This is a genomic window from Streptomyces sp. NPDC047079 (assembly GCF_040643755.1).
Taxonomy (GTDB): domain Bacteria; phylum Actinomycetota; class Actinomycetes; order Streptomycetales; family Streptomycetaceae; genus Streptomyces.
The window spans coordinates 84,217-101,378 of record NZ_JBEYUZ010000018.1; the positions used below are offsets into that span (position 1 = coordinate 84,217).

Genomic DNA, 17,162 nt, shown 5'->3' on the forward strand with positions numbered 1-17,162 from the left:
GCGACGGGTACGCGAACGGGCCGCGTCACCCCCAGGGGGATCACACGGCCCGCGGGCGACATCGGGGTCAGTGACCGCCGTGCTCCTCGAAACGCTTGTAAGAGCGCTCGATCTCGGCCTCCGCGTCCGAGCGGCCCACCCAGTTGGCGCCCTCGACGGACTTGCCGGGCTCCAGGTCCTTGTAGACCTCGAAGAAGTGCTGGATCTCCAGACGGTCGAACTCGGAGACGTGGTGGATGTCCCGCAGGTGCTCCACACGCGGGTCGGACGCCGGCACGCACAGCAGCTTGTCGTCGCCGCCGGCCTCGTCCGTCATCCGGAACATGCCGATGGCGCGGCACTTGATGAGGCAGCCCGGGAAGGTCGGCTCCTCAAGGATGACCAGCGCGTCCAGCGGGTCGCCGTCCTCGCCGAGGGTGTTCTCGACGAAGCCGTAGTCGGCCGGGTAGCTGGTCGAGGTGAAAAGTCGACGGTCCAGGCGAATACGACCGGTCTCGTGGTCCACCTCGTACTTGTTCCGCGAACCCTTCGGGATCTCGATCGTGACGTCGAACTCCACCGGTGGCTCCTCCATGATCAACACATAGTTCTGGTGGTTAAGTGTCCCTCACGCTGGTGTGTGATCGCGAAAGGGGCTGGTGGTCGTGCCGGAGCTGAAGACCTGGCGGGCCGCGAGACCGCGTCTGGCGCGGGTCGCGCAGACCGTGAAACCGCGCCTCGCACGAGTGGCCCCGGCCGTGCGACCCCGTGCGCGGCGGGTCGCCGAGACCGTGAGACCACGCGTGGCACGGCTCACCGGAGCGGTGAAACCGCACGCCACGCGGGTCGCGCACCTCGCGCGCCCGCGCGCCGGGGGGCTCACCACCCCGCAGCTGGCGGCCGTGGCCACCGTCATGGGCCTGGCACTCGCGGTCGGGACCGCGACCGCCGCCGGTCCCTGGGACTCCACCGGTCAGCGTACGGCCGAGCGTGACCGGGCCGCAGCGTGGGGCCGCGAGGGTGGCACAGATCACGGACGTGGCGCCGGCGCGAGGGCGGAAGCACCGGCGCCCGCGCCGAGCGCCGCGCCCGTCCTCGCCGGCGTCGGCGGCACCACGACCATCAAGTCGGCGCCGGGCGTACGGACCCTGGCCGCCACCCTCGACAAGCTCCTGGAGGACGACTCCCTCGGCTCCCGGCGCACCGCCTCCGTCGTCGATGTCGCGACCGGCGAGCGCCTGTACGGCAAGAGCGCGGACGACGCGCTGACCCCCGCCTCCACCACCAAGATCGCCACCGCCGCGGCCGTGCTCTCCGCGGCCGGCCCCGACCACCGTTTCACCACCCGCACGGTCCTCGAGCCCGGCACCGACCGGCTGGTCCTCGTCGGAGGAGGCGACCCCACGCTGACGGCCCGCCCACAGGCCGGCGGCTGGGCGAGCCTGCGCACCCTCGCCGACACGACGGCCGCCGCCCTGAAGAAGCGCCACCTGGCCTCGGTGACGCTCGCATACGACTCGTCCCTGTTCACCGGTGACGCGCAGCACCCCATCGGAGTCAACCCCAACATCGCCCCGGTCACCGCGCTGACGGCCGACGAGGGCCGCATGGACGACTCCACCAGTGGGCCCGCCGGCCGCAGCACGGACCCGGCGGCGGACGCGGCCCGCACGTTCGGGGGCCTGCTGCACGACCGCGGCATCAAGACCTCCGGACCCGCCGCCTCCGCCGCGAAAGCCACGTCCCGCGCCGAGGCCCTCGCCTCCGTCCAGTCGCCGCCCCTGTCCGCCGTGGTCGAGCGGATGCTCACCAACAGCGACAACGACATCGCCGAGGCCCTCGCCCGCCAGACCGCCCTGGCCACCGGCGGCCGGCCGAGCTTCGACGGGGGCGCGGCCGCGATCGCCGCCCAGCTGAAGAGGCTCGGACTCCCGCTCGCCGGCGCACAATTCCACGACGGCAGTGGGCTGAGCCGCGACGACAGACTCACGGCGGACCTGCTGACGGCCCTGCTGGCCGCCGCCGGCTCCCCGTCCCACCCCGAACTCCGCCCGGTCCTGACGGGGCTGCCGGTGGCCGGCTTCACGGGCACCCTCAGCGACCGCTACGCGGACGCGGCCGAACGCTCGGGCGTCGGCCTCGTACGCGCCAAGACGGGATCCCTGACCGGCGTGAACACCCTCGCCGGGACGGTCGTCGACGCCGACGGCCGGCTGCTGGCGTTCGCGTTCCTGACGGACGGCTCGATGGACCAGACGACCGCCCGGGCCGCCCTGGACCGTACGGCGGCGGTACTGGCGGGCTGCGGCTGCCGGTAGCGCACGGCCTCGCGCTGCCCTGCCCGGAGCGGCGGAGCTCACGTACCGTTGACGCATGACGAGCATCGGTGGTGCCGGATCTCCTGGGATGGTCGACTGGAATCTCGCGGTGGCGACCGCGACCCGGCTCGTGCGGCCGGGCCCCGAGGTGAGCCGCGAGGAGGCCCGGTCCGTCGTCGCGGAGCTGCGCCGGCACGCGAAGGCCTCGGAGGAACACGTCCGGGGCTTTACTCGTATGGGCGAAGCGGGCGTGCACGACACTCCCGTCCTCGTCGTCGACCGCCCCGGCTGGGTCCGGGCGAACGTCTCGGGATTCCGGGAGATCCTCAAACCCCTCCTCGGCAAGATGGAGCAGCGGCGCGGGAACACCCCCGGCGGAGCGGTCCTCGGCGCCGTCGGCGGCAAGGTCACCGGCGTGGAGCTGGGCATGCTGCTGTCGTTCCTGTCCTCCCGGGTCCTCGGACAGTACGAGACCTTCGCCCCGGCCACCCGCGAACTGCCCGCGGGAGCGAACGGCGGCGGCCGCCTCCTGCTGGTCGCGCCGAACATCGTGCACGTGGAACGCGAACTGGAGGTCCACCCGCACGACTTCCGCCTCTGGGTCTGCCTGCACGAGGAGACCCACCGCACCCAGTTCACCGCGGTGCCCTGGCTGCGCGATCACCTCGAGGGCGAGATCCAGTCTTTCCTGGGGGAGACCGAACTCGACCCCATGACGGTCCTGGAGCGTGTCAGGGAGGCGGTCCAGTCGCTCGCCGGGGGCCGCACGGAGGGCGAGGAGGGCGATGACGGCCACTCGTTCGTGGAACTCGTACAGACGCCCGCCCAGCGGGAGATCCTCGGCCGGCTGACCGCGGTGATGTCCCTCCTGGAAGGGCACGCGGACTTCGTGATGGACGGTGTCGGCCCCGACGTCGTCCCGTCCGTCGCCGAGATCCGCGAGAAGTTTCAGCAGCGCCGCGTCAGGGGCGCCTCCCGCCTGGACCTCGCCCTGCGGAAACTGCTCGGCCTGGACGCCAAGCTCAGGCAGTACCGTGACGGCGAGCGCTTCGTGCGGGCGGTCGTCGAGCAGGTCGGAATCGACGGCTTCAACAAGGTGTGGACCTCCCCCAACACCCTCCCGAGCAAGGCGGAGATCGCCAAACCGGCGGACTGGGTCGCACGGGTGCATCGCAGGGCGGAGTCGTGAGCCCTGCGCGAGCGGCGTGAAACGAATCCGGCCGTCGGCAGGTGAACGCCCCGCCAATCACTCGTCCGAGGGACCGTGAGCGATGGATAGGCGTGCAATGCTCGGGGAACGGCCCGTTTCTGTCACCATCTACACACTCTGAGTGACCAGTATTCGGGCTCACCCCCCGACAACTTCATGAAGGGAACCGGACATGGGTCCCCATCCTGCGGTCGCGGCGATACGCCTGGCGGTTCGCCGCGTCCTCCACGACATCCTCACCGAGCAGACAACCGAACAGAACAGCGACTCCCCCTCCCACGAGTGCCCCTCCGCGCCGCTCGTGCTCGTCGCGTGCTCGGGCGGTGCCGACTCCATGGCGCTCGCCTCCGCCCTCGCCTTCGAGGCCCCCAAGCTCGGCATCCGCGCCGGCGGCATCACCATCGACCACGGACTTCAGGCCGGCTCGGACCTGCGCGCCGACGAGGTCGTGCAGCGCCTGGGTGAGCTGGGCCTCGACCCGGTCATCTCCGTCGCCGTGAGCGTCGGCCGCGCCGGAGGGCCGGAAGCCGCCGCCCGCGACGCGCGCTACGCCGCCCTGGACGCCACCGCCGAGCGCCACGGCGCCACCGCCGTCCTCCTCGGACACACCCGCGACGACCAGGCCGAAACCGTTCTGCTCGGTCTCGCCCGCGGCTCTGGCGTCCGCTCCCTGTCGGGCATGGCCGCGGTCTCGGGGGCCGGCGGCCGCTACCGCCGCCCCTTCCTGCACATCGACCGGCAGACCGCCCGCAAGGCCTGCATGGTCCAGTCCCTGCCCGTCTGGGACGACCCGCACAACGCCGACCCCGCCTACACGCGCTCCCGGCTCCGCCACGAGGGACTGCCCGCCCTGGAGAAGGCACTGGGCAAGGGCGTCGTCGAAGCGCTCGCCCGCACGGCCAGGCTCTCCCGCGACGACGCCGACGCCCTCGACGCCTGGGCCGGCCAGGCCGAGATCTCCGTACGCGACGCCACCGGCCTCCTGGAGTGCGCGAAGCTCTACGCCCTGCCCCCTGCCGTGCGCCGCAGGATCCTGCGGCGCGCCGCCATCGAGGCCGGCGCTCCGGCCGGTTCCCTCTTCGCCCGCCACATCGAGGAAGTGGACCGCCTGATCACCGGTTGGCGCGGCCAGGGAGCCATCAATCTTCCGGGCAAAGTCGTCGCCCAGCGTCAGGGTGGCAGACTGGTGATTCGGCAAGGCTGAAACGCGCCGCCTGCGGGAGGCGCCCGGCCCCCCTTCGGGGAGGGACCGGTCAGCTGTGCCAGCGAGCCGAAGGGGCGCGCCGCCGTCGCCGGCGACGGCGCACCGGCCGTGAGGGCTGTAGCCGTCGCGGCCACCCCGCGCGGGTGTCCGCGGACGGGTGACCGTCCACGGCGGCACAGGCGCCCCGAAGGCGAGCGGGCAATCAAAGCGGCGGGACGACCGAAAGTGATGCGGGTGGACGCGAAAGACATGGGTGCCGACCTCCAGCAGGTGCTCATCACCAAGGAAGAGATCGACGCGAAGCTGGCCGAGCTGGCCGCGAAGATCGACGCGGAGTACGCGGGCAAGGACCTGCTGATCGTCGGTGTGCTCAAGGGTGCGGTCATGGTCATGGCCGACCTCGCCCGGGCGTTGTCCACCCCCGTCACCATGGACTGGATGGCGGTGTCCTCCTACGGTGCCGGAACCCAGTCGTCCGGTGTCGTGCGCATCCTCAAGGACCTCGACACCGACATCAAGGGCAAGCACGTCCTGATCGTCGAGGACATCATCGACTCCGGCCTGACGCTGTCCTGGCTGATCTCCAACCTCGGCTCCCGCGAGCCCGCCTCCCTGAAGGTGTGCACGCTGCTGCGCAAGCCGGAGGCGGCCAAGGTGGCGATCGACGTCGAGTGGGTCGGCTTCGACATCCCGAACGAGTTCGTCGTGGGCTACGGCCTCGACTACGCGGAGAAGTACCGCAACCTCCCGTTCGTCGGTACGCTCGCGCCCCACGTCTACGGCGGCTGAGCCTTCAGGGTCCGGCCGTCGGCGACGGCGGCCGGACCCGAGGTCCGGGCTCTTTCGAGACGTCCGGGAACCCCAGCGGGTCTCGCGCCGTTGGAGCATGCGTGGACGGTATTGCCAGCGGTCCCCGCGGCTGCGGGTGACAATCCTGGGGTACCGTCAGAAGAACTGTCTTTATCAAACTCACTATGGCAGGAGGGACGGGGCGGCACCGCTCCGTATGGATGGACGTGAAGCGATACTTCCGTGGGCCGGTCATGTGGATCGTGCTGGCCGTCCTTGCCGTGGTCGTGTTGATGCAGGTCGTCGGCTCCTCGGGCGGCTACAAGACGGTGGACACCGGCCAAGTCGTTGCGGCGATCAATGACAACAAGGTCCAGCAGGCCAGGCTGACCACCGGCGACGAGCAGGTCGTCAAGGTCTCGCTGAAGGACGGCGTAAAGGTCGAGGGCAGCTCCAAGATCCAGGCGAGCTACATCGGCAACCAGGGCGTGACCCTGGCCAACACCCTGCAGGACAAGTTCCAGAAGAAGCAGATCCCGGACGGCTACACGGTCTCGCCGTCCAAGCAGAACCCCTTCGTCGGGATCCTGCTCTCCCTGCTGCCCTTCGTACTCATCGTGGTCGTCTTCCTGTTCCTGATGAACCAGATGCAGGGCGGCGGCTCCCGGGTCATGAACTTCGGGAAGTCCAAGGCGAAGCTCATCACCAAGGACACCCCGAAGACGACCTTCTCGGACGTCGCGGGCGCGGACGAGGCAGTCGAGGAGCTCCAGGAGATCAAGGAGTTCCTCCAGGAGCCGGCCAAGTTCCAGGCCGTCGGAGCCAAGATTCCCAAGGGCGTGCTGCTCTATGGGCCTCCCGGTACGGGCAAGACGCTGCTGGCGCGTGCCGTCGCCGGCGAGGCGGGCGTCCCCTTCTACTCGATCTCGGGTTCCGACTTCGTCGAGATGTTCGTCGGTGTCGGTGCCTCCCGAGTCCGTGACCTGTTCGAGCAGGCCAAGGCGAACGCCCCGGCGATCGTCTTCGTCGACGAGATCGACGCGGTGGGCCGCCACCGCGGCGCCGGCCTCGGCGGCGGTCACGACGAGCGCGAGCAGACCCTGAACCAGCTGCTGGTCGAGATGGACGGCTTCGACGTGAAGGGCGGCGTGATCCTCATCGCCGCCACGAACCGCCCCGACATCCTCGACCCGGCCCTTCTGCGCCCCGGCCGCTTCGACCGCCAGATCGCGGTCGACCGCCCGGACATGCAGGGCCGTCTGGAGATCCTCAAGGTCCACCAGAAGGGCAAGCCGGTCGCCCCGGACGTCGACCTGTCGGCCGTCGCCCGCCGCACCCCCGGCTTCACCGGCGCCGACCTGTCGAACGTGCTGAACGAGGCGGCCCTGCTCACGGCCCGCAGCGACCGCAAGCTCATCGACAACCAGATGCTGGACGAGGCGATCGACCGTGTGGTCGCGGGCCCGCAGAAGCGGACCCGGATCATGTCGGACAAGGAGAAGAAGATCACCGCGTACCACGAGGGCGGGCACGCCCTGGTCGCGGCGGCCTCGCCGAACTCCGACCCGGTCCACAAGATCACGATCCTGTCCCGCGGACGTGCGCTCGGCTACACGATGGTGCTCCCGGACGAGGACAAGTACTCCACGACCCGCAACGAGATGCTGGACCAACTGGCCTACATGCTGGGCGGTCGCGCGGCCGAGGAGCTGGTCTTCCACGACCCGACCACGGGTGCCGCGAACGACATCGAGAAGGCCACGTCCACGGCCCGCGCCATGGTCACGCAGTACGGCATGACCGAGCGCCTCGGCGCGATCAAGTTCGGCGGGGACAACACCGAGCCGTTCCTCGGCCGTGAGATGGCTCACCAGCGCGACTACTCGGAAGAGGTCGCCGCCCTGGTGGACGAGGAAGTCAAGAAGCTCATCGAGAACGCGCACAACGAGGCCTGGGAGATCCTGGTCGAGAACCGCGACGTCCTCGACAACCTGGTCCTCGCGCTGCTCGAGAAGGAGACCCTGGGCAAGGAGGAGATCGCCGAGATCTTCGCCCCGGTCGTCAAGCGCCCGCCGCGGCCCGCCTGGACCGGCTCCTCGCGCCGCACGCCGTCCACCCGTCCGCCGGTGCTCTCCCCGAAGGAGCTGGCACTGACGAACGGGGCGAACGGCGCGACCCCGGCGATCGCCAACGCGACCGAGTCCCTCCCCACCGAGGTGGCTCCGGAGGACCGCCGGGAGAGCTGATCCACGCTCGCCCGGGAGCACCGAAAGGCCCGGAATTCTGCCGCGCCCCCCAGGGTTCTAGCCTGGGGGGCGCGGCATTTCCTTCAGGGCCGCACACAGACGCGCAATCCGTGCACGTGGCAGGCGCAGGAACGAGGCACCAGATGACCGACCCGGTGACGCTGGACGGCGAGGGCACGATCGGCGAGTTCGACGAGAAGCGAGCGGAGAACGCCGTACGGGAGCTGCTCATCGCCGTCGGGGAGGACCCGGACCGGGAGGGTCTGCGCGAGACTCCCGGGAGGGTGGCGCGGGCGTACCGGGAGATATTCGCGGGCCTGTGGCAGAAGCCCGAGGACGTCCTGACGACGACCTTCGACCTGGGCCATGACGAGATGGTGCTGGTGAAGGACATCGAGGTGTTCTCGACCTGCGAGCACCATCTGGTGCCGTTCAGGGGGGTCGCGCACGTCGGCTACATCCCGGCCACGAGCGGCAAGATCACGGGCCTGTCGAAGCTGGCCCGGCTCGTGGACGTTTTCGCGCGCCGACCGCAGGTGCAGGAACGGCTGACGACGCAGATCGCCGACTCGCTCATGGAGATCCTGGAGCCGCGCGGAGTGATCGTCGTGATCGAGTGCGAGCACATGTGCATGTCGATGCGCGGCATCCGCAAGCCCGGCGCGAAGACGATCACCTCGGCGGTACGCGGTCAGCTGCGGGACGCGGCCACGCGCAACGAGGCGATGAGCCTCATCATGGCGCGCTGAGGCGCGCGTAGCTCAGCGCGGTTCTACGACACGGGTGTGATGGCACCGGCGTCTGTCATGGCACCGGTGTCGCGTCGCCGTTGTGTTCGTCGTCCTCCGGGAGGCGGCAGACGCGTTCCAGGAAGAAGGCGGCCGCTATGACGGCGACGCCCGCGAGGACCGAGAAGCCGGCGTAGATGGCCTGGTCGCGGATCGTGGGGATGTCCAGGGACTCCAGGAGGAAGACACCCGCGCCGCCGTACATGCCGGCGACCAGGGCCGCGACCAGGGCGCTCGCCTGACCGAAGACGACCGCGCGGGCCGCCATCAGCGGGTCCACGCCCTTGGCGCCCGGGCGGCGCTCCCGCTGGGCCTTGAGCCGGGCACGCAGGGAGAGCGCCGTGGCCAGCAGGACCACGGCGATCAGGGCGAGGACGACCGGCGCGGCCAGGGGGACCCGGGGGAGTGTGTCCACCGCGCTCCACAGGCGGGCGGCCGCCCAGGACAGTACTCCGGCGACTACGAACACCGCTGCCAGCGTCCTGATGCGCAGCTCTTTCACGATGCCCCTTCGTCAGCCGTCGGTCGTCCGTACACGGTCGTGGCGCCGGGAGCGTCCCGACCCGGTAGACCTTAACGACTATTCCGGCAGCCGGAGTTCCAGGTCGGGGCGGGGCGTGACGCCTTCGCGGGTGACGGCGTCGAGCAGATCCGCCACCGGCCCGTGGGCGGGGAGCTGGGCCGAGGGGTCGAGGTCGTACCAGGGCGCGAGGACGAAGGCCCGCTCGTGGGCGCGTGGGTGGGGGAGCGTCAGGACCGGGTCGTCGGAGACGACTTCCGCGTACGTGATGATGTCCACGTCCAGGGTGCGCGCGCCCCAGCGCTCGTCCCGCACCCGGTGGAAGGCCTCCTCCACGGCGTGGGCACGCTCCAGGAGCGAGGAGGGGGGCAGGGTGGTCTTCACCACGACCACCGCGTTGAAGTACGCCGGCTGGCTGCCGGGGGCCACGCCCCACGGCTCCGTCTCGTACACCGGCGAGACCGCCTTGACGCGGACGCCAGGGGTGTCCTCCAGGGCGTCTATGGCGCCCTGGAGCGTCTCCAGGCGGTTGCCCAGGTTGGAGCCGATGGAGATCACGGCCCGTTTCGGGTTCTGCAGGGTGGTGTCCGCGGCGTCCACCTGCTCCACCACGGAGGCGGGCACCGGCTGTACGGTCGGGTCGCTCTGACCCCCGGCGAAGAAGGCGCTCATACTCGGCTCCGGGTGATGGTGATGGTCACGTCGTCGAAGGGGACCGTGATCGGCGCGTCCGGTTTGTGCACGCACACCTCGACCTCGCGGACCGGGGCGTGCTTGAGACAGCACAGGGCGATGCGCTCGGCGAGGGTCTCGATGAGGTCGACGGGCTCTCCTTCGACCAGGGCCACGACCTCCTCGGCGACGACGCCGTAGTGCACGGTCTTCGACAGGTCGTCGTCGGCCGCGGCCGGTCGGGTGTCCAGACCCAGGACGAGGTCCACGATGAAGGTCTGCCCCTCCTCGCGCTCCCTGGGGAAGACGCCGTGGTGCCCGCGGGCCTTCAGGCCGCGCAGCGCGACACGATCCACGCGAATCACTCCTGCAATCGTCGGTAACGACAGGTGTGCACCGAGCGCGGTCGGTACACCAGCCCCGAACGAATCTACCTGCGGGCACGGACAGCGTTCCCTCTCCAAGGCGCTCGCCCAAGCCACCGCCGGAGGCTTCGTCGGGCGTTTTCCCTGGGGAACACGGTGGCTTACGGGTCGGTCTCGTTCCCTACCCAGGGGTAGGTGATTCCCGCCACTCATGGCGGCCTACCCATTTCGGCGGTGCCTGCCACCCCCTCACGCGGGTGAGTCGTCGTCCTCTTCGTCGGCGGACTCGGTCAGGACGGGGGAGGCGTGGTGGGACCAGAGCTTCCAGCCGTCGGGGGTGCGGCGGAACACGTTCGTGGCGACCACCAGCTGGCCGACGAGCGGGCCCAGCTCCTCGCCCGCCTCCGGGGCCGGGCCGCCGCTGAGGATGTTCTCGGTGCAGGTGACCAGGGCGGTGTCGCCGGTCACCGAGACGTGGACGTCCGTGAGGAAGAACTGGATGTAGTCGGTGTTCGCCATGATCAGGGCGTATGAGCGCAAGACCTCGCCACGGCCGGTGAGGACGGGCCAGCCGGGGTGGACGCAGGAGATCACACCGGCGTCCGCCGGATCGTGGTACTCCTCGTCGACGCCCAGGTCGGCGGGCGTCAGCCAGAACGAGGACAGCGCCTCGAAGTCAGCCCGCTCCATCGCCTCGTAGAAGGCGGTGTTGGCCTGTTCGACCTGTTCGACATCGGTGTGGGCGGTGCTCACCGGGCTCCTTCGGCGGTTCCGGTGCCGGGGCGCGCGCCGCCGGTGGGGGTGCCGGGCGCGTGGTCGGCCGCGCGTGCCGCCTCGACGGCGCGTGCGACGCGTACCGCGTCCGCCGTCGCGCGGACCTCGTGCACGCGGACCGCCCATGCGCCGGCCTGGGCGGCGAGTGCAGAGACGGCCGCCGTGGCGGCGTCGCGCTCGCGGGCGGGCGGGGGCGCGCCCTCGGGGCCGGCCAGGACGCGGCCCAGGAATCGCTTGCGGGAGGCGGCGACCAGCAGGGGACGGCCAAGGGTGTGCAGGCGGTCGAGGTGGGCGAGCAGCGCCAGGTCGTGGTCGGCCTGCTTGGAGAACCCCAGTCCGGGGTCGACGACGATCCGGTCGGGGGCGATGCCGCCCTCCAGAACGGCCTCCACGCGCGCCTGGAGCTCGTCGACGACTTCGGTGACGACATCCTCGTAGACGCCCTTGATGTTGCCTCCGTCCAGGAAGCCGCGCCAGTGCATGACCACGAAGGGGGCGCCGGAGGCCGCGACGACCGGGATCATCGAAGGGTCGGCGAGGCCGCCGCTGACATCGTTGACGAGCGCGGCGCCGGCGGCGAGGGCCTGTTCGGCGACCGAGGCGCGCATGGTGTCGACGGAGACCGTGACGCCCTCGGAGGCGAGGCCGCGGACCACGGGGATGACACGCCTGAGCTCTTCGGTCTCGTCGACGCGGGTCGCTCCGGGGCGGGTGGACTCGCCACCGACGTCGACGAGGTCGGCGCCCTGCGCGACCAGGTCCAGGCCGTGTTTGACGGCGGCGGTGGTGTCGAACCAGCGGCCGCCGTCGGAGAAGGAGTCGGGGGTGACGTTGACGACGCCCATGACCGCGCAGCGGTCCCATGTAGGAAGGCCCGCCACGTGGCCCCGCCCGGTCTTCGTGCTCATACGTTCAGCGTAGGCCCCCCATGGCTCCGCCTCGGGCTCGTGGGGGCAGGGCGGCCGCATGTGTGCGGTGAGGGAAGGGGGGTACCTGTGGGACGGCCCGGTGGGTGGGTGGTCTGAGCGAGGGTTGCGGGCTGGGCGGGCCGGGGCCCTCGCTCAGACCTGTCATGGGCCGACAGGCCGGTCCGTGGCGCGCTTCGGAATTCGTCCGGGTCAGGCGGCCCGGACCCCGCGCTCGGTCACCGCGTGGGCGCAAGGGCGCCGGACCGGCGCCGAGCGGCGCAGCGGGCGGGGCAGAGCCAGGTTCACGAAGCCCTCCGCCTGCATCGCGGCCAGGCCGATGCGCGGCAGGTCGCGGGAGGACGCGTACACCACGAAGCGCGGCTCCCAGCGCGGCTGGAACTTGGCGTTGAACTTGTACAGGGACTCGATCTGGAACCATCGGGACAGGAAGACCAGCAGTCCCCGCCATGCCCGCAGCACCGGTCCCGCGCCGATCTTCTCGCCGCGGGCCAGCGCCGAGCGGAACATCGCGAAGTTCAGGGAGACGCGCTCGATCTCGAGCTTCGGTGCGGCCTGGAGGGCCGCCACGATCAGCAGTTCGTTCATGCCCGGGTCCGCCGAGCGGTCGCGGCGCATCAGATCCAGCGAGACGCCGTCCGTGCCCCACGGTACGAAGTGCAGGATCGCCTTCAGGTCGCCGTAGGGGGCCTGCGCGGCGTCCGGCTTGTGGGCCGTGGCGATCAGGCAGTCCCCGTCGGCGGGATCGCCGATGCGGCCGAGCGCCATGGAGAAGCCGCGCTCGGTGTCCGTGCCGCGCCAGTCCTCGGCAGCGCGCCGTATCCGCTCCAGTTCACCCTCGCTGAGGTCACGGATGCGCCGTACCCGGGTTTCGTAACCCGCCCGCTCGATGCGCTTCACCATCTGGCGCACGTTGCGCATCGCGCGCCCGGCGAGCGAGAAATCCTTGACGTCCACCACCGCCTCGTCGCCCAACTCCAGGGCGTCCAAGCCGGTTTCGCGGGTCCAGACCTCGCCGCCCGTCTCGGAGCAGCCCATGACCGCGGGGGTCCAGGAGTGGGCCCTGGCCTCGTCCATGAACCGCTCGATGGCGCCGGGCCACGCCTCCACGTCGCCGATCGGGTCCCCGCTGGCCAGCATCACACCCGAGACGACGCGGTATGTGACCGCCGCCTTGCCGCTCGGTGAGAAGACGACGGCCTTGTCGCGGCGGAGTGCGAAGTGGCCGAGCGAGTCGCGGGCGCCGTGCTTCTCCAGCAGGGTCCGCAGCCGGGACTCGTCCTCCTCGGTGAGTTGGGCGGCCGGGTGTTCGGGGCGGAAGGCGAGGTAGATCGTGGTGACCGCGGTCAGCAGGCCGAGCGCGCCGAGCGAGAAGCCCACCGTCCAGGAGGTGTCGCCGGTGTAGTCGACCGGGCCCTCGAAGCCGAACAGGCCGCACAGGACGTGCTCGATACGGTCGGACAGGCTCGGGTCGCCGACCATGCGGTTCGTGTGGACGCTGACGATGACCAGGCCGAGGCCCAGGGAACCGGCGCCCATGAGCACGAAGTTGGCGAGCGCCCGCCAGCGGCTGCGCGGGTCGGGCAGGGCCGCGAACTCGCTTCGGTGGCGCAGCAGCGGCAGGAGCAGCGCCACCGACAAGAGGACGCCGATGATGGAGTGGCGGTAGACGAACTGCGCCACGGCACCCGCCGGCAGGAGGATCACGGCCGCGCGCCATGCCCTGCGCTTGCGGCGCCGCAGCCCGTGGGCGAGGAGCAGCAGGAGGACGCCGGCGCTCAGCGAGAGGGCGGCCGCGAACGGGCCGAACGCGCCGGGCAGGACCTCGACGATGCGGTGCATGCGGCTGTGCCGGAAGCGTGGGAAGACGCCTGCGGCGATGTCCAGGACTCCCACGAAGGTGCAGGCTCTGGCGACGAGCGTGGGTACGGACTCCGGGCGCGGGCCGCGCAGTATGCGGCGCACCATGTGGGATCCCCCCGGAACCTCACCCGACTTTTCCTCATCTATCCTGACAGACATCGCATCCTGTAGTTCTGCGAGAGACCTTGTGTGTCCGGTGCCGATTCGGGCATCCGGCGACATTGCGCCCTCTAGGACGGTGTCGCGGGGAGAGAGGTTCACTCCCCATCACAAAGCCGGTTCAAAGGCGAAGGAAAGTCCGGGGCAAGCCCTCGCGAAAGTGCGGGTGATGCCCCATGGGTCGGAAAGCGCAGGCAGGAAAAGAGCCCATGGGTCTCACGAGCAACAAAGTGCTGGTGCTGGCGGTCGTGCTCGCCGTGCTGCTGTTCGTCGGCACGGTGTGGTACTGGCCACGGCTGGCGCGGCGAACCTGGCGCGCCGTCGGCGGACGCGTCGGTCTGCTGTTCGCCACCCAGGTCGCGGTCTTCGCGTCGGTCGGGCTCGCCGCCAACCAGGCCTTCGGGTTCTATGCCAGTTGGGCTGATCTGTTGGGCCGGGAGAGCACGCCGGGTGTGGTGGTCAACCACGGCATGGCCGGTTCGAGCGGTGGCCCCGTCCAGGTGGTGGGCACCCGCCAGGTGAATGTGCAAGGTGGCGCCCAGCCACAGGTGGGTGGGCAGATACAGAAGGTCGGCATCGTGGGGCGCACCACGCGTATCGCCTCGCCCGCGTACGTGTATCTGCCGCCGGAGTACTTCCAGCCCCAGTACCGCGCGCGGAGCTTCCCCGCGGCCGTCGTCCTCACCGGATACCCGGGTACCGCCGAGGCGCTCATCAAGGGGCTGCACTACCCGCAGACGGCGCACGACTTGGCCGAGAACGGCAAGATGCAGCCGATGATCCTGGTGATGCTGCGGCCGACCGTGGCGCCGCCGCGGGACACGGAGTGCGTGGACGTCCCGCGCGGCCCGCGGACCGAGGCGTTCTTCGCGAAGGATCTTCCCGACGCGGTCGGCGCGCACTACCGGGTGGGCAAGGGGCCGGGCAGCTGGGGAGTCATAGGCGATTCGACGGGCGGCTACTGCGCGCTGAAGCTGGCGATGCACCACCCGGACGTCTATGCCGCCGGGGCGGGCCTGTCGCCGTACTACAAGGCGCCGATCGACCCGACCACGGGGGACCTCTTCCATGGCGACAAGGATCTGCGCAACCGTGCCGACCTCTGGTGGTGCCTCAAGCACCTCCCCGCACCCGACACCTCACTGCTCGTCAGCAGCAGCAGGGCCGGGGAGGGCGACTACCGGTCCACGCTCAAGTTCATACGGCAGGTGCAGGCCAGGAAGCCGACCCGGATCTCGTCGATCATCCTCGACAGCGGCGGTCACAACTTCAACACGTGGCGACGGGAGATCCCGGCGGCACTGGAGTGGATGAGCGGGCGGCTCAGCGATCGCTGAGCGGATGAATGCGCGGGCGGATCCGCCCGTAATTCCGCGCAATCCGGTGGTGGCCGGGTCCGGCAGGGAGCCGGCCGCCACCGGTCGTGTCTGCATGGGCGTCCGGAATTCGCCGAACGGTATGTCCTGGAGTCGCTTTCGGGCAGGGGAGTACGGGCCGGGAGACCGCTCGCACTTCATCAGAAAAGTGATCTTGAAAAGGGGGGGCGGCGCATCCGCCGGGGTGGGGCACGGCACTCCGGCGGACGCCGGGACGCCGTGCGGCAGCCGTCAGGGGGCCGGCGGTACGGGCGCCGACGGTACGGGCGCGGACTGCCTCGGGTTCCCGTGCCGTATGGGCGGCGGAAGGGAATACGCCGGGATTTTGGGGCGGCTCTTCCGTTTCCGGTGTCCCGGCACCGTGTGAAGGTGCCGGGGTAGCCGTGTTTTTACCGGGTGGGGCTCCATCATTCGCCTACGCGCGGTAAGTTTCTGGCCATGCCACGTGGACGTCACCGCCATTCTCCGCCCTTGCACAGGTTGTTGCCCTCTTCGGTGATCGCCGGCGTCTCGGTCGTCTGCGCCGCGGGGCCCTGGCTGTTCACGGAGCCGCTGGTGCTCCGTGGGCTGGCCGCGGCTGCCGCGGTGACGACGATCCTGGGCGCGGTGGTCATGCGCCGCTGGGACGTGGCCGCGGGTAAACACGTCGCGGAGCTCACGCGCGCGCGGGCGAGTGACGAATGGCGCCACGAGGAGCGGGTCGCCGAGCTGGAGAGCGATCTGGAGGAGTCGCGCGAGCTGCGCGTGAAGCTGGAGCAGAAACTGCGCGCCAAGCGCACGGAACTGGCGAAGCTGCGCAACGAGCACGCGGCCCTGCTGCGGCGGTACGCCACGGCGGAGACGGAGCGCGCCACCGCCCTGGAGGGCCGCCGTCTGCTCGCCATAGAGACGACGGTCCCCGAGGCGCGGGCGCTGCCCGCCGCGCGGTCCAGCACGCCGGACGACCCCGGGACGCCGGACGCCGCCGGCGGCGGGTCGCCGGAGGACGCGGACGTACGGGACGCCGAGGGCGGCACCGGTTCCGCCGCGGCCGAGCCGGAGCGGGATGCCACCCCCGGGCCGACGGCGCCCCAGGTGTTCTCCCCGGAGGGATCCGCGCTCTTCCTGAGGGCCGACTCGGCGCTGGCGCGCCTGGCCAAGGACGACGCCGACGCGGCACCGGAGGACGCCGGAGCGAAGAGCGGCACCGCGGAGGCGACGGACGCGCCCGCGCGGGACGGCGACACGGCGCAGGGGACCACCGGGGAGACCACGGAGGGCGTCGGCGAGCCGACCTCCGGCCCTGTGGAGGCGACCGCTTCCGCCGACGAGGACGGGGCCACGGACGGGGGTGGCCCCGCCGAGGCGATGGCCGGTACCCCGGACCCGGCCGACGCCCGCAACCAGTCAGGGCCGCCCGCGACTCCCGCGCCTTCCGGCCCGTCCGCGCTGTCCGCGCTGGTCGCGGCACAGGGAAAGACCTCTCCCAAGCCCACTCCCCCCGAGGGCGGCGGCCCGGGCAACGGCGGCGGGAAGTCCCGCTCCACGGGGGCCGGTGCCGGACGGGGGCGCTCCGGCGAGGAGGACGAGGCGGAGGGGAAGCCCGTGGCGGTCGCCGGGCAGCACGCGGCCGCCCCCGCCGCGCAGCAGCCCCGGCCGGCCGCCGGCAGACCGGCCCACGCCACCGGGCACTTCACCGTGCCCACCGCCGTGGCCGTCGTACCGGCGGCCCCGCCGCGCCGACCGGCCGCGGAGGGCGGGTTCGACTTCTTCGGCACCAAGAAGTCCGGGGAAGCCCTCGCGTCCGTGCAGAACGAGGACCTGGCGGACGTCGTCGGCCAGGAGGCCCTGGCGATGCACAAGGAGGAGTCCGAGTCCGGCTTCAAGCCCGTGGATCCTGAGGCGCGTGGCGTCGGCCAGGTCATCGACCTGACGGCCCACGACGAGACGGAACAGATCGACGTCCAGGGGCTGCGCACCGCGGCGTCCTGAGC

General features: G+C 71.1%; 15 protein-coding genes. 8 read left to right on the forward strand and 7 right to left on the reverse strand.

Features of this window, described 5'->3' with window-relative positions; translation table 11 throughout:
- Positions 1-67 precede the first annotated feature (67 nt).
- Positions 68-559, reverse strand: a complete 492-nt coding sequence (locus ABZ823_RS22650; protein WP_361663189.1) for an inorganic diphosphatase — start codon at positions 557-559, stop codon at positions 68-70.
- A gap of 79 nt (positions 560-638) precedes the next feature.
- Between ABZ823_RS22650 and dacB the strand changes: the two genes are divergently transcribed.
- The 6 genes from dacB to folE all read left to right on the forward strand — a co-directional run bounded on the left by dacB (position 639) and on the right by folE (position 8,495).
- Positions 639-2,297: a D-alanyl-D-alanine carboxypeptidase/D-alanyl-D-alanine-endopeptidase gene (dacB, locus tag ABZ823_RS22655; RefSeq protein ID WP_361663191.1), complete on the forward strand. Its 1,659-nt coding sequence runs from the start codon at positions 639-641 to the stop codon at positions 2,295-2,297.
- A gap of 55 nt (positions 2,298-2,352) precedes the next feature.
- A complete protein-coding gene (locus tag ABZ823_RS22660; RefSeq protein ID WP_361663194.1) occupies positions 2,353-3,486 on the forward strand; it encodes a zinc-dependent metalloprotease in 1,134 nt (377 codons plus the stop codon).
- 193 nt (positions 3,487-3,679) lie between these two features.
- A complete protein-coding gene (gene tilS, locus ABZ823_RS22665; RefSeq protein WP_361663197.1) occupies positions 3,680-4,711 on the forward strand; it encodes a tRNA lysidine(34) synthetase TilS in 1,032 nt (343 codons plus the stop codon).
- A gap of 228 nt (positions 4,712-4,939) precedes the next feature.
- Entirely contained in the window at positions 4,940-5,500 is a 561-nt protein-coding gene (gene hpt, locus ABZ823_RS22670) for a hypoxanthine phosphoribosyltransferase (RefSeq protein WP_031115895.1), read from the forward strand.
- Positions 5,501-5,721: 221 nt separating this feature from the next.
- Positions 5,722-7,746, forward strand: coding sequence for an ATP-dependent zinc metalloprotease FtsH (ftsH, locus tag ABZ823_RS22675; RefSeq protein ID WP_361663201.1), 2,025 nt, complete (start codon positions 5,722-5,724; stop codon positions 7,744-7,746).
- Between the two features lie 143 nt (positions 7,747-7,889).
- Positions 7,890-8,495, forward strand: coding sequence for a GTP cyclohydrolase I FolE (gene folE / locus ABZ823_RS22680; RefSeq protein WP_361663204.1), 606 nt, complete (start codon positions 7,890-7,892; stop codon positions 8,493-8,495).
- Positions 8,496-8,550: 55 nt separating this feature from the next.
- Here folE and ABZ823_RS22685 read toward each other — a convergent pair whose 3' ends face one another.
- From ABZ823_RS22685 to ABZ823_RS22710, 6 genes are all read right to left on the reverse strand, one after another.
- Positions 8,551-9,036 (reverse strand): DUF3180 domain-containing protein, encoded by a 486-nt coding sequence (locus ABZ823_RS22685; protein ID WP_361663207.1) that lies wholly within the window; start codon positions 9,034-9,036, stop codon positions 8,551-8,553.
- A gap of 78 nt (positions 9,037-9,114) precedes the next feature.
- Positions 9,115-9,726, reverse strand: a complete 612-nt coding sequence (folK, locus tag ABZ823_RS22690) for a 2-amino-4-hydroxy-6-hydroxymethyldihydropteridine diphosphokinase (protein ID WP_361663210.1) — start codon at positions 9,724-9,726, stop codon at positions 9,115-9,117.
- Entirely contained in the window at positions 9,723-10,082 is a 360-nt protein-coding gene (gene folB, locus ABZ823_RS22695) for a dihydroneopterin aldolase (protein ID WP_361663213.1), read from the reverse strand. Before folB ends, folK begins: the two co-directional genes overlap by 4 nt.
- Before the next feature lie 258 nt (positions 10,083-10,340).
- Positions 10,341-10,844: a nuclear transport factor 2 family protein gene (locus ABZ823_RS22700; protein ID WP_361663216.1), complete on the reverse strand. Its 504-nt coding sequence runs from the start codon at positions 10,842-10,844 to the stop codon at positions 10,341-10,343.
- The gene (gene folP / locus ABZ823_RS22705) at positions 10,841-11,773 is read right to left on the reverse strand and encodes a dihydropteroate synthase (RefSeq protein WP_361663219.1); all 933 of its coding nucleotides are present in this window, start codon (positions 11,771-11,773) and stop codon (positions 10,841-10,843) included. The genes ABZ823_RS22700 and folP overlap by 4 nt, the downstream gene beginning before the upstream one ends.
- Before the next feature lie 210 nt (positions 11,774-11,983).
- Positions 11,984-13,759, reverse strand: a complete 1,776-nt coding sequence (locus ABZ823_RS22710; RefSeq protein WP_361663222.1) for a phosphatidylglycerol lysyltransferase domain-containing protein — start codon at positions 13,757-13,759, stop codon at positions 11,984-11,986.
- Positions 13,760-14,022: 263 nt separating this feature from the next.
- Here ABZ823_RS22710 and ABZ823_RS22715 point away from each other — a divergent pair, with 263 nt between their 5' ends.
- On the forward strand, positions 14,023-15,150 hold the full coding sequence (locus ABZ823_RS22715; protein WP_361663225.1) for an alpha/beta hydrolase-fold protein: 1,128 nt from the start codon (positions 14,023-14,025) through the stop codon (positions 15,148-15,150).
- A 477-nt stretch (positions 15,151-15,627) separates the two neighbouring features.
- Complete coding sequence (locus ABZ823_RS22720; RefSeq protein WP_361663228.1) at positions 15,628-17,160, forward strand: hypothetical protein; 1,533 nt, start codon at positions 15,628-15,630, stop codon at positions 17,158-17,160.
- Positions 17,161-17,162 lie beyond the last annotated feature (2 nt).

What these genes read in the sequence shown, in the direction of transcription:
- folE (WP_361663204.1), top strand. Translation starts at nt 7,890, where the DNA reads ATGACCGACCCGGTGACGCTGGACGGCGAGGGCACGATCGGCGAGTTC.
- ABZ823_RS22720 (WP_361663228.1), top strand. Translation starts at nt 15,628, where the DNA reads ATGCCACGTGGACGTCACCGCCATTCTCCGCCCTTGCACAGGTTGTTG.
- hpt (WP_031115895.1), top strand. Translation starts at nt 4,940, where the DNA reads ATGCGGGTGGACGCGAAAGACATGGGTGCCGACCTCCAGCAGGTGCTC.
- tilS (WP_361663197.1), top strand. Translation starts at nt 3,680, where the DNA reads ATGGGTCCCCATCCTGCGGTCGCGGCGATACGCCTGGCGGTTCGCCGC.
- folK (WP_361663210.1), bottom strand. Translation starts at nt 9,726, where the DNA reads ATGAGCGCCTTCTTCGCCGGGGGTCAGAGCGACCCGACCGTACAGCCG.
- ABZ823_RS22715 (WP_361663225.1), top strand. Translation starts at nt 14,023, where the DNA reads ATGGGTCTCACGAGCAACAAAGTGCTGGTGCTGGCGGTCGTGCTCGCC.
- ABZ823_RS22660 (WP_361663194.1), top strand. Translation starts at nt 2,353, where the DNA reads ATGACGAGCATCGGTGGTGCCGGATCTCCTGGGATGGTCGACTGGAAT.
- folP (WP_361663219.1), bottom strand. Translation starts at nt 11,773, where the DNA reads ATGAGCACGAAGACCGGGCGGGGCCACGTGGCGGGCCTTCCTACATGG.
- ftsH (WP_361663201.1), top strand. Translation starts at nt 5,722, where the DNA reads ATGGACGTGAAGCGATACTTCCGTGGGCCGGTCATGTGGATCGTGCTG.
- ABZ823_RS22710 (WP_361663222.1), bottom strand. Translation starts at nt 13,759, where the DNA reads ATGGTGCGCCGCATACTGCGCGGCCCGCGCCCGGAGTCCGTACCCACG.